We start from the raw sequence: 12,161 nt of genomic DNA on the forward strand, positions 1-12,161 counted from the left end.
CGCGGTTCGTCCTGCGGATCCCCCTGCACCCCGACCAGGACGGCGCCCCCTGACCCGCTAGTGTTCCCTTGTGGCAAGGGGATTTGGGCGGGCAGCCGGACCGCGACGAGCGTGCCGCGGCGGGCGCCGAGCGCGCGGAGGCGGCCGGCCAGCCGGTTGGCCTCGCGGTCCAGTTCGGGGTAGGTGAGGGTGGTTCCACCGCCGGTGACGGCGATCCCCTCGGTGACGGCCGCGCGGGCCGCGATCAGCTCCGGCACGGTGCCGGAGTCGTCCGGCACCGGCTCGCCCGCCAGGACGGGCGCCGCGGCCTCCGCGCCGGTGAGCAACGGCAGCCGCCGCACGGGTGTGTCCGGCGCCGCGACGACCGCCCGCAGCAGCCGCACGTAGTGGTCGGCGAAGCCCGCCATCGACGAGGCGTCGAAGAGCGCGGCCGCGTACTCGATCCGGCCGTCCAGGCCGCCGTCCGGCCGCCGTGTCAGATGGCAGCCCAGATCGAACTTGGCACCCGGCAGGTCGGGGAGCTCCACGCCGGACGGGCGGGCCGCCGCCTCGTGCGTCGCGAACATGATCGAGAACAGCGGGTTGCGGGACAGGTCGCGCTGCGGCGCGAGCTCCTCGACGACCAGCTCGAACGGCACCTCGGCGTGCGCGTACCCGGCCGTGGCGCTCTCCCGGACCTCCGCCAGCAGGTCGGTGAAGCCGGCCCGGTCGGTGAGAGACGCCCGTACCACGATGGTGTTGACGAAGAGGCCGACGAGATCGTCCAGCTCGGGCCGGTTCCGCGCGGAGACCGGCACGCCGACGGCCAGGTCGCTCTGGCCGGTGTAGCGGGCCAGGATCGCGAGGAAGCCGGCCAGCAGCGTGATGGACCGCGTCGCCCCGTGGCCGCCGCCGAGCTCGTCGAGGCGGGCCGCCAGCTCCGGCGGGACGGCGAACCTGACCGTACCGGCCCTCGGGTCGCGGACCGCGGCGCGCGGCCGGTCGGCCGGCAGCTCGGTCGGCTCCATCCCAGCCAGCCGCTCCCGCCAGAACCCCAGCTCCCGCTCGACGAGCTCGGCGGCGGACCCCGCCATACGGTCGCGCTGCCAGATCGCGTAGTCGGCGTACCGGACCGGGAGCGGCGGCAGCGGCCTGCCCTCCAGCGCCGCGACCAGCTCGCCGGCGAGCACCTCGTGCGACCGGTCGTCGGTCGCGATGTGGTGCAGCGTGAACAGCACGGTGTGCTCGCCGCCGGGCCCGCGGACCACGCGGACCCGGACCGGCGGGGCCGCGGACAGGTCGAAGGGGCGGGTCATCTCCTCGGCGAGCACCTGCCGGGGGTCGCCGTCCTCGATCCGCGCCGGGACCGGCCCGGCCGGCTCGACGACCTGCGCCGGCTCGCCGTCACCCTCGGCCGGGTAGCGGGTGCGCAGGATCTCGTGACGCTCGAAGAGCCCGGTCAGCGCGGCGCGCAGCCGGTCGGGGTCCGGCGGGCCCGGCACCCTCACCGCGAGGGGCTCCAGGTAGGAGGTGCCCTCCGGGTCGAGCTGGTGCAGGAACCACATCCGCCGCTGCGCGAACGAGAGCGGCACGGGACCGGTCCGCGGCGCGACCGGCACCGGCGGGAGGGCGCGGCCGGCGGTCTCCAGCCGCGCGGCGAGACCCTCGACGGTGCGGGCCTCGAACAGCGCGGCGACCGGCAGCTCGACCCCTCGCTCGGCGCGCAGGCGGCCGACCACGAGGTTGGCCGAGAGCGAGTGCCCGCCCAGGGCGAAGAAGTCCGCCTCGGCGTCGGCCACCGGACGCTCAAGCACCTCCGCGAACGCCGCCGCCACCGCGCGTTCCGCGGGCGTCCCCGGCTCGCGTCCCACCGGGACCGCGTCGGCGGGCATCGCCCGCAGGGCCGCCCGGTCGATCTTCCCGTTGGGCGTCGTGGGGAACTCCGCCACCCCGAGGAAGTCCGCCGGGATCAGGTAAGGCGGGAGCAGCCGCGCGCAGTGCAGGTGCAGTTCCCGCGCGGAGGGCGGCGCGGCCGGGTCGGCCGGCTGAACGTGGGCGACGAGGCGCGGTCCGGTACCGGCCTCGACCGCCTGGACCACCGCGAACCGCACCCCCTCGTGCGCCGCCAGCACGCCCTCGACCTCGCCCGGCTCGACCCGGTGTCCGCGGATCTTGATCTGGTCGTCGGTGCGGCCGAGGATCTCGATCCTGCCGTCCGGGTGACGCCGGGCGACATCGCCGGTGCGGTACAGCCGTCCGCCCGGCACCGTGCCGTAGGGGTCGGGGACGAACCTGTCGGCGGTCAGCGCCGGCCTGCGGTGGTAGCCGACCGCGACGCCGTCGCCGCCGATGCACAGCTCTCCGCTCGCCCCGGTGGGCACCGCGTTCAGTCCGTCGTCCAGGACGTGCAGCGTCGTGTTGGCCACCGGGGCGAAGTCGCGCACCTCGCCGTCCGCCAGGAACGCGACCGACGACCACACGGTCGTCTCGGTCGGCCCGTACAGGTCCCACAGCCGTGCGCCGCCCGCGCACAGGCGGCGCGCGAGCTCGGCGGGCAGCCGCTCGCCACCGCAGAGCGCGGTGAACCCGGCGGGCGGGCTCCAACCGCCGTCGAGCAGTAGCCGCCAGGTCGTCGGGGTCGCCTGCATCACGGTCGCGCCGATGCGGGCCAGCAGGGCGGCGAGCCGCTCCGGGTCGCGGGCGTCCTCGGGCTCGGCGACCACCACGCGCCCTCCGACGACGAGCGGCAGGAACAACTCCAGCGCCGCGATGTCGAACGACACCGTGGTCACGGCCGGGAAGACGGTGCCGGGGGCCAGCCCCGGCCGCTCGCGCATGGACCACAGGAAGTTGGTGAGCGCCCGGTGCGAGACCAGCACGCCCTTGGGCCGTCCGGTCGATCCCGAGGTGTAGATGAGATAGGCCGGGTCGTCCGGCGCCACCGCCCGCGGCACGGGTTCCGGGGACCGCGTCTCCGCGAGGTCGTCGATCCGCACCACGGTGGCCGCGGCCGCCCCGCCGGCGCCGGCGGTGACCAGTACCCTCGCCCCGGCGTCGTCGAGCACGTAGGAAAGCCGGTCGGCCGGATGGGTGGGATCGAGCGGCAGGTAGGCCGCCCCGGCCAGGTGCACGCCGACCAGCGCCGCGACGAGTTCGACGCCGCGCGGCACGGCCACGCCGACCGGTTCGCCGGAACACACGCCGAGCCGCCGCAGGCGACCGGCGAGGGCACCGGCCAGTGCCATGAGCTCCGCGTAGCTGAGCCGCCGGTCGCGGCACTCGACCGCCACCGCGTCCGGCGTCCTGGCCGCCTGTGCCGCGATCAGCTCGTGCACCGGAAGCGCGGGGTACGGCTCCGCCGGCATCGCCGCCGCGGCCTCCCTGCCGCTGTCCGGAGCGTGGTCCTCTGGCGGCGCGGGCCGTCGCGAAGGGGTGGGATCCACACCGGTCTGGTCAGGCATGCTCATCGTCCCCTCGGGATGGCTCGGCGGATCGTCAGCGAGCCTCGTCGGCCATGCGCAGCCGCAGGCTGAGCGGGCGCATGTCGGTCCAGACCCGCTCGATGTGGTCCAGGCACTCCTGCCGGGTCCCGGAGGCGCCCTCGGCCCGCCAACCGGCGGGCAGCGCACGGTCGGCAAACCAGACCGAGTACTGCTCCTCGTGGTTGACCACGACCAGGTACTTCTCGTCCGCGGACATCTCTCTCCTCAACGGTCGCGTTGTTCCGCTTCTCCCGGACCCGCCTCCGGGTCCGTGGAGAAGTCGGGAAGGTGGATCCCGAGCCCCCGCGCCGCGGCCTCGTCCATGACGTGGGCGGCGAGGGCGGCGTCGAGGGCGCCGAGCCCGAAAGGCGAGAACACCGTCACGGCTCCGGCGTCATAGGGCAGCGCGCTGCCCGGGGCCAGCAGGTCGCCGATCTCGGCGGTGACGAATCCCCGGTTCCCGGCCAGCCGCGCGGCCAGGTCGATCGAGGTCGCCTCGCGGCAGACGTGGTCGGTGTCGTCGACCACGTTCCTGGCCGCCAGGATCGACTCGGGGGTCAGGTCGCGCAGCGACACGTGCAGCACGACGGTGCCCGGCAGGCAGGAGTCCGTGCTCAGGTGCGGCTCGCCGGCGGTGGTGGCGAGGGAGACGATCCGGTGCGCGGCCAGCGCCTCCTCGACGTCACCGGCGATCTCGACCTTCAGGCCGGGCACCCGGGACGCGAACTCCCGGGCGCGCTCGGGGTCGAGGTCGAACACCGTGACCGTCGCCAGCTCGGGGAGCTGTGACCGCAGGAAGCGGAGGATCTCGAAGTTGATGACCCCGCAGCCGATCAGCGCGACCCCGCTCCGGACGTCGGCGGGAGCGTCGGCGGTGAGCGTGGCCGCGGCCACGGCCGCGCCGGCCGCGGTGCGCCTGGCCGAGATGACCGCCCCCTCCAGCAGCGCCACCGGCCGTCCGTCCGTGACGGAGTTGAGCAGGATCGCGGCCGACGCCCGATCCAGCCCCAGGGCCAGGTTCCCGGGGAACGACGCCACCCACTTGACCGCCGCGACCGGGCGCTCGCCCCCGACGTAGGCGGGCAGCGCGATGATCCGGTCGCGCCTGTTGCCGGGGAAACGCAGGAAGACCGAGTGCGGTACCGAGGTCTCCCGCCGCGAATGGGCCAGGTAGGCGTCCCTGACGGTCCGGCAGACGGCGTCCTCGGCGTCGTCCAGCACCGCCAGCACGTCGCTTCTACGGAGGATCAGCATGCCGTTTGCTCCTTCCAGAGGTGGGCGATGTCGCCGAACCTCTCCTCCACCCAGACGTCGGAGTAGATGGTGTCCAGGTACCGCTCGCCCCGGTCGGGCAGCAGCAGGACGCAGTTGGCTCCGGCCGGGATCTCCGCGAGCCGCTGCGCGACCGCGCTCACCACGGCGCCCGAGGAACCACCGCCCAGGATCGCCTCGACACCGACCAGCCGCCGGCAGCCGACCACGCAGTCCTGGTCGGTCATCCGGGCCACGGAGTGGGCGATGCCGTCGTAGTACAGCTCCGAGCGAATCGCCGCGCCGTGCCCCGGGATGAGCCGCTGGCAGGACGGCTCGCCGAAGATGGCGCTGCCCTCCGCGTCGACGGCGACGATGTGCGTGCCCAGCCCGTGGTCCGCGACGAACCTGGCGCACCCGTGAATGGTGCCGCAGGTGCCGGTGGCCACGAAGAGGTAGTCGACGTTCCCGTCGAGCTGCCGGACGACCTCCTGCATGATCGTTTCCTGGGCGCGGGCGTTGAGCGGGTTGGCGTACTGGTTGGGCCAGAACGCGTGGGGAATGTCGTGGACGAGTTCGCGGACGCGCCGGATCCTGGCGGACAGGAAGTCGCCCACCTCGTTGTCGGGCTCGCGCACGATGTCCAGCTCCGCCCCGTACGCGGCCAGGATCGCGAGGTTCTGGGCGGTCATCTTCGGATCCGCCACGCAGATGAACCGGAGGCCGAACCAGCGGCACACCTGCGCGAGCCCGATGCCGAGGTTGCCCGAGCTCGACTCGACGACCGTCGACTGGTTCGGGATGAGCTCGCCGCGCTCGATCGCACCCAGCACCATGCCCATGGCGGACCGGTCCTTCATGCTGCCGCCCGGGTTCAACGACTCCAGCTTGGCGTAAAACCGGACCTGGGACTCCCCGAAGAGGCGCGTCAGCCGCACCAGGGGGGTCGCACCGACCGCGGAGAGGACGCCGTCACCGACCCGCGCGTTCACCGCCGTAGTCGTCCGGCCGGGGGGCGCACAGTCGATGGCCTCATATCCTGCGCTCACCGTTCCGCTCCGTCAGGCAATTCAGAAGATATGCTCCGCGAGACATTGGCACCTTTCCGGACGGCTTCATTCTCATGGGTTTCCGGCAGCACCCGCCAGAACCCGCCGAACATATTTACCGGGCCACCTCGAATGGCTGTCCACATCAGCGGGCCCCAAAACGTGGCCCGACCATAACCAGGGCGCCTCGACAGGGTCAATAGCGCAGGCCCCGGAAATGGTCATTGCCGCAAAAACTCCAGCCGTGCATGATAAGTCTCGACACCGCCGAATTATCGCACCGTATTCACCGAATGAACGGGCCGTCCGGCGCATTAATGCCGCTATTAGACGATGGCTGGGAGCTGTCCCGCCGGCGGGACAGCTGGGCGACGCGGACCGCCGGGGAGCGCGCCATGGCCGCTCCGACCCCCCGCACGCGAAGGAGAATGCCGAGATGACCACCATTTTGCCCGCTCCGGCGGGCCCGCTGAATAATGTTCGGCCGATGACCGGTGAGGAATACCTGGAGTCGTTGCGCGACGGCCGCGAGGTATATATCGGGGGCGAGCGCGTGCCGGACGTTACCACTCACCCGGCCTTCCGTAACAGCGCGCGTTCCATCGCCCGGCTGTACGACGCGCTACACGAACCGGAGGCCGCGGATGTATTGCGTGTGCCGACCGACACGGGAAACGGCGGATTCACCCATCCGTACTTCAAAACGGCCCGTTCCGCGGCCGATCTGGTCGCCTCCCGGGACGCGATCGTCGCCTGGCAACGGCTCGTCTACGGCTGGATGGGCCGCACCCCGGACTACAAGGCCGGCTTCTTCGGCACCCTGGAGGCCAACGCGGACTTCTACCGCCCGTTCCAGGACAACGCGCTGCGCTGGTACAGGGAGGCGCAGGAGCGGCTGCTCTACTTCAACCACGCGATCGCACATCCTCCCGTCGACCGGGACCGGCCGGCCGACCGGACCGCGGACGTGTGCGTCCATGTCGAGGAGGAGACCGACTCCGGCCTGATCGTGTCCGGCGCGAAGGTCGTCGCGACCGGGTCCGCGATCACCAACGCAAACTTCATCGCCCACTTCGGTCTCCCGCTCAGGGACAAGAAGTTCGGCCTGGTCTTCACGGTGCCGACGAACTCCCCCGGCCTGAAGTTCATCTGCCGCACCTCCTACGAGCAGGCGGCGGCGGCGCAGGGCAGCCCCTTCGACTACCCGCTGTCCAGCCGGATGGACGAGAACGACAGCATCATGGTGTTCGACCGGGTGCACGTGCCCTGGGAGAACGTTTTCATGTACGACGCCGGCGCGGCCAACTCCTTCGCCGCCGGATCCGGTGTCCAGGAGCGCTTCACCTTCCACGGCTGCGCGCGGCTGGCCGTCAAGCTGGACTTCATCGCGGGCTGCGCGATGAAGGGCGTGGAGGCGACCGGTGTCTCGACGTTCCGCGGCGTGCAGGCCCAGATCGGCGAGATCCTCAACTGGCGCGACCTGTTCTGGGGGCTGTCCGACGCGATGGCCAAGTCGCCGACCTCGTGGCACGGCGACGCCGTGCAGCCGAACCTCAACTACGCCATGGCGTACCGCACGTTCATGGGCGTCGGCTATCCCCGCATCAAGGAGATCCTCCAGCAGACCCTCGGCAGCGGCCTGATCTACCTGAACTCGCACGCCGCCGACTGGAAGAACCCCGACGTACGTCCCTACCTGGACCGCTACCTGCGCGGCTCGCGGGGCATCCAGGCCATCGACCGGGTGAAGCTGCTCAAGCTGCTCTGGGACTGCGTCGGCACCGAGTTCGCCGGACGCCACGAACTCTACGAGCGCTCCTACGCCGGCGACCACGAGGGCATCCGGGTGCAGACGCTGCAGTCCTACACGGCGAGCGGGCAGGCCCAGGCGCTGAAGGGCTTCGCCGAGCAGTGCATGGCCGAGTACGACCTCGACGGGTGGACCCGTCCCGACCTGATCGGCCCCGAGGGCCTGCCCGGCCACGCGCGTTGACGCCACCCCACGGAGACATCGCCCACACCGAAGGAACCAGCATTGGCCATCATCGCGCTTGAGCCGTCGGCCCGGCCCCGCCGGGAGTACCACCCGCTCGCCTGGAAACCGCTGTCGCTGATCGTCGCGGCCGTCGTCGTGCCGGTGGCGCTGCTCATCGACGGCTACGGCTACAACATCGACGAGCTCTACTTCATCGCGGCCGGCCGGCAGCCGGCCTGGGGATACGCCGACCAGCCGCCGCTCGTGCCGCTGCTGGCCGCGCTGACCGACGCCCTGTTCCCCGGTTCGCTGCTCGCGCTCCGGCTGCTGGACCTGCTCGTGGTCGCGGCCGGTGTCGTGGTCACCGCGCAGATCGCACGGGAGATGGGCGGCCGGGGGCGGGCGCAGGTCATGGCGGCCGCCGCCTACGCGATCGCGTTCCTCGGCCAGGCGGGCAGGCTCGACACCGAGACCTTCGACGTCGTGCTGTGGATGACGGCCGGACTGCTGGTGGTCCGCTGGGTCCGGCTGCGCGGCGAGGGCAGGACCGGCCGGAGCGCCGACCTGCCGCTGCTGTGGGCCGGTGTCGTCACGGCCGTGGCGTTGCAGGTCAAGTTCCTCATCCCGGTCTTCTGGGCGGCCCTGGCGGTGAGCGTGCTCGCGGTCGGCCCGCGCGACCTGCTGCGGCGGCCGGCGCTGTGGGCGGGGGCCGCGATCGCGGTGGTCGCCACGGTGCCCGGGCTGGTCTGGCAGACCGTCCACGGATGGCCGCAGTTCCAGGTGGCCGCCGCGCTGACCGGAGAGAACGAGATGCTCTGGGGCGGCCGGCCGATGTTCCTGCCGCTGCTGCTGCTGGTCACCGGCATCCCGGTCGGGACGGTGCTGTTCTGCTACGGCCTGTGGGCGCTGCTGCGCTGCCCCGACCTGCGTGACCACCGCTTTCTCGGGTGGACCGTGCTCGGCGTGATCGCCATCCTGCTCGCGGCCGGTGGCCGCTTCACCTACGTCGGCGGGGTGTTCCCCCTCGTCTTCGCGGCGGCGGCGGTACGGATGGAGCGGCACCGGCCGGCCCGCTGGTGGCGCTGGACCGTCAGCTGGCCGGTCTTCGTGCTGGCGGCGCTGCTGCCGCTGGTGCAGCTGCCGATCACCCCGGTCGCGGAGCTCAGGCAGCCGACCACCCCGCAGGAACGGTCGGACATGCTGGAGGCCTTCCTCCAGCTCGGCTGGCCCGAGCTCGCGAACTCGGTCACCCGGGCCTACAACGCGCTGCCACCGGCCACCCGGGACCGGACCACGGTCCTCACCCGGTACTTCTGGCAGGCGGGCGCCCTGGAGGTGCTGGGCACCAGGCAGGGGCTGCCGCACCCGTACAGCGGGCACCGCGGGTACGGCTACCTGGCGACCCCGCCGGAGGAGCCGGGCCCGGTCCTCTACGTCGGCGGGATGAACGACGAGCTGCGGTCGATGTTCTCCGGCGTCCGGCAGGTGGGCACCGTCGAGGGCAGGATCGGCCTCGGGATCGGCACTCCGATCTGGTTCTGCGAGGGCCGGACCGCGGCCTGGTCGCAGATCTGGCCGCTGTTGAAGCGGGAGGACGCCGCCCGGCGGGCCAGACCGGGCTCCTGAAGGACCACATGCGTGAGGGCGGGCCGCGATCGGCCCGCCCTCACCCATGCGGTCTCAGATCTCGAAGTGCAGCGCCACCTGCTGGATCCGCTCGATCAGGGCCGCCTGCTGCAGGCTTCCCTCCTGCTGCGGGCGGACGTCGCCACCGTGCAGCACCGAGCGCACGAAGGCGCCGATCACGTTCGCGAACTGGTGGTCGGCCGGCAGGACGAGCTCCTCCCGATGGTCCTGACGCTCGATCCGCAGCACCGGCCGGTGTGCCTCCGGCGGGGTGAACACCCGGTCCAGCAGGATCCTGCCGGTACTCCCCGCCAGCCGGTAACTGTTGCGGTAGGAGTGCTCCATGCCGAAGGTCAGCTGAGCCGAAACCCCTTGCGGCGTGCTCAGCAGCACGTCGCCCGACATCACCACGTCCCGCTTGTGGTCGTGCCTGAAGGCGGCGCCGACCACCTGGAGGTCGCCGCCGAGGAAGTGCAGTGCCGCGCGGACCGGGTAGCCCCCGAAGTCGACGAAGGCGCCGCCGCCGACGTCGCGCAGGTAGCGGATGTCGCCCTCCGGCTTGGGCGGGAAGGTGAAGGCGCTGGAGAACCCGCGCAGCTCCCCGATCGCGCCGTCGGCGACCAGCTTGCGCACGGTGGCGTGCTGGGAGTGGTGGAGGAACATGTAGTTCTCCAGCAGCACGAGACCGCGCGAGCGGGCGAGCGCGAGCAGGCGGCCGGTCTCCGCGTAGCCGCTCGTCATCGGTTTCTCGACCAGGACGTGCACGCCGGCCTCGATGGACCGCTCGATCCACTCCGCGTGCAACAGCGCGGGCAGCGGGATGTAGACGGCGTCCACGTCCGGGCGGTCGAGCAGCGAGCCGTATCCCTCGATCGGCGCTCCCCCGAACCGGTCGGTGAACTGCTTCGCCCGCCGCATGTCCCGGCTCGCGATCGCGACGACCTCCACGGACGGGTCGTCGCGCATCGCGGGAAGGGTCCGCCGCCAGGCGATGTCCGCGCATCCCATGACCCCCATGCGCAGCCTGTCAGGGGTGCTGGCACTCATCGGAATCCTTCCAGCGTGAAGGCCCCCGGATTTATCCGTGAGGAGAAAGTCGACATCAGGGGAACTCCGCTCGGCAGAGGACGGGACATCAGGTAATCGGGCAGGGACAGTGCGGTGGCATCGTCAGAACGGCCGCGGGGCCGTCTTCAGCTCCGCGTAGTGGGCGAGGCATTCCTCGTAGGTGCTGAGGAGCCCCTTCGACTCCGCTTCGGCCAGAGTGAGCGCGCCGGCGTCCTTCTCCGACATGATCGGAGGCTCGGTGAGGCCCCAGGGGATGCCGATCTCCGGATCCAGCGGATCGATCTCGAGCATCGTCCCCGGAATGTACGCCGCCGAGCACACGTAGTTCATGCAGGCGTCGTCGGTCAGCGCCAGGAAGGCGTGCCCCAGGCCGTCGGCGAGGTACACCGCGATGCCCGAGTCCTCGTCCTGGCGGGTCATCTCGTACTTCCCGTACGTGGGTGAGCCCACCCGCAGGTCCACCACGACGTCGAGCACCGCGCCGCGCACGCATGTGACCAGCTTGGCCTGGCCCGGCGGCAGAACGGTGCCGTGGATCCCCCGCAATGTGTTGCGGCGGCTGAGCGAGTAGTTCACCTGGCCGACCACGAAGGGGTAACCGATCGCCTCGGAGATCGTCTCGGCGCGGAACGCCTCCATGAAGTACCCGCGGCGGTCATGGTGCCGCTCCGGGGTCAGGCGGTACGCGTTGGGCACCGACAGCTCGGTTATCGACAGCGACTGGAACATGTACGGAAGGCTCCTAGAGTCGTTCCGGCGATCAGACCGCCAGCTTCTCCAACAGGTATACGACGTCCACCGGAGCCGGCTGCGCGGCGATCTCGGCGGCGACATCGGCCGCGGCCACGGTGAAGCGGGCGTCCGCGAGGAGCGCCAGGCACCGCTCGGCGACCAGCTCGGGAGTGGCCTCCTCGGGAGGCAGCCGCATTCCCGCCCCCGCGCCTACCACCGCCCCCGCGTTGTCGAACTGGTCGTCGAACTGCGGGAGCACCAGCTGCGGCCGGCCCGCGGACAGGGCGGTCAGGACGGTGCCGTGCCCTCCGTGGTTCACCACCAGGTCGCAGGCCGGCAGCACCTGCGCGAGCGGAAGCCTGCCGACCCGGTGGGCGGCCGCCGCCAGTGCGGGCCAGGCGGCCACGACCTCCTCGTCCGCCGCGACCACGAGCTCGGCGCCGTGCCGGGCCAGGCGTTCCAGGACCGGCACGACCAGGTCGCCCAGCAGCCGCGCCCCGATCCGCGGCACCACCGTGCCCAGGGTGACGCACACCCGCGGCCGCCGGCGCTCCAGGAAGACCCAGCCGGGCACCCGGGCGTCACCGGTGTAGGGCACGTTGCGCACGCTCTGGTGCCCCGCCGCGTGCGGCAGCCGCATGCCCGGTGGCCACGGGTTGAGCACCTCGACCGGCGCGGGCGGCTCGGCCCCGAGTTCCTCCCGCACGGCCCACCGGTACTCCTCCAGCGGTGCCACGCCCCACTGATACTCCACGTGAGACACGCCGGCGGCCGCGGCGGCGAGCGGTCCGGCGAACTCCGCGCGCTCGCTCACCACGAGGTCCGGCCGCCACGCCTCGATCAGCTCGCGCGCGCCGGGCAGGCACTGGCCCGAGATGCGGCCGAAGGCGCGCCCGTGGGCGTGCCTGCGGCGTTCGGCGTCGGCAGCCGAGGCGGCCGGCTCGTCGCCGACCAGCTCGACGAAGTCCGTCGCGGGACCGAAGGACGCGGCGGGCCGTC

Annotated in this window: 9 protein-coding genes; 2 read left to right on the top strand and 7 right to left on the bottom strand. The window is 72.2% G+C overall.

Annotation, left to right across the window (positions count from 1 at the left end; all coding sequences use genetic code 11):
• From ABZ260_RS34685 to sbnA, 4 genes are all read right to left on the bottom strand, one after another.
• Positions 1-3,440, bottom strand: a 3,440-nt coding sequence (locus tag ABZ260_RS34685; protein ID WP_355626139.1) for an amino acid adenylation domain-containing protein, incomplete at its 3' end; no start/stop codon positions are given.
• A gap of 34 nt (positions 3,441-3,474) precedes the next feature.
• Positions 3,475-3,678, bottom strand: a complete 204-nt coding sequence (locus ABZ260_RS34690; RefSeq protein WP_326645853.1) for an MbtH family NRPS accessory protein — start codon at positions 3,676-3,678, stop codon at positions 3,475-3,477.
• A gap of 8 nt (positions 3,679-3,686) precedes the next feature.
• Positions 3,687-4,715 (bottom strand): 2,3-diaminopropionate biosynthesis protein SbnB, encoded by a 1,029-nt coding sequence (gene sbnB, locus ABZ260_RS34695; protein ID WP_355626141.1) that lies wholly within the window; start codon positions 4,713-4,715, stop codon positions 3,687-3,689.
• On the bottom strand, positions 4,709-5,761 hold the full coding sequence (gene sbnA / locus ABZ260_RS34700; RefSeq protein ID WP_355626143.1) for a 2,3-diaminopropionate biosynthesis protein SbnA: 1,053 nt from the start codon (positions 5,759-5,761) through the stop codon (positions 4,709-4,711). The genes sbnB and sbnA overlap by 7 nt, the downstream gene beginning before the upstream one ends.
• A 487-nt stretch (positions 5,762-6,248) precedes the next feature.
• On the opposite strand from sbnA, the gene ABZ260_RS34705 reads away from it, so the two are divergent.
• Positions 6,249-7,754, top strand: a complete 1,506-nt coding sequence (locus ABZ260_RS34705) for a 4-hydroxyphenylacetate 3-hydroxylase N-terminal domain-containing protein (RefSeq protein ID WP_355555826.1) — start codon at positions 6,249-6,251, stop codon at positions 7,752-7,754.
• A 42-nt stretch (positions 7,755-7,796) separates the two neighbouring features.
• On the top strand, positions 7,797-9,362 hold the full coding sequence (locus ABZ260_RS34710; protein ID WP_355626145.1) for a glycosyltransferase family 39 protein: 1,566 nt from the start codon (positions 7,797-7,799) through the stop codon (positions 9,360-9,362).
• A 54-nt stretch (positions 9,363-9,416) separates the two neighbouring features.
• On the opposite strand, the gene ABZ260_RS34715 is transcribed toward ABZ260_RS34710, so the two are convergent.
• From ABZ260_RS34715 to ABZ260_RS34725, 3 genes are all read right to left on the bottom strand, one after another.
• Entirely contained in the window at positions 9,417-10,409 is a 993-nt protein-coding gene (locus ABZ260_RS34715; RefSeq protein WP_355626147.1) for a Gfo/Idh/MocA family oxidoreductase, read from the bottom strand.
• A gap of 123 nt (positions 10,410-10,532) precedes the next feature.
• Positions 10,533-11,159: a dTDP-4-dehydrorhamnose 3,5-epimerase family protein gene (locus ABZ260_RS34720; RefSeq protein WP_355626149.1), complete on the bottom strand. Its 627-nt coding sequence runs from the start codon at positions 11,157-11,159 to the stop codon at positions 10,533-10,535.
• A 31-nt stretch (positions 11,160-11,190) separates the two neighbouring features.
• The coding region (locus ABZ260_RS34725; RefSeq protein WP_355626151.1) for a nucleotide disphospho-sugar-binding domain-containing protein at positions 11,191-12,161 on the bottom strand (971 nt) is incomplete at its 5' end.

It is taken from the genome of Streptosporangium sp. NPDC006013 (assembly GCF_040614275.1).
In the GTDB taxonomy this organism is placed as follows: domain Bacteria; phylum Actinomycetota; class Actinomycetes; order Streptosporangiales; family Streptosporangiaceae; genus Streptosporangium.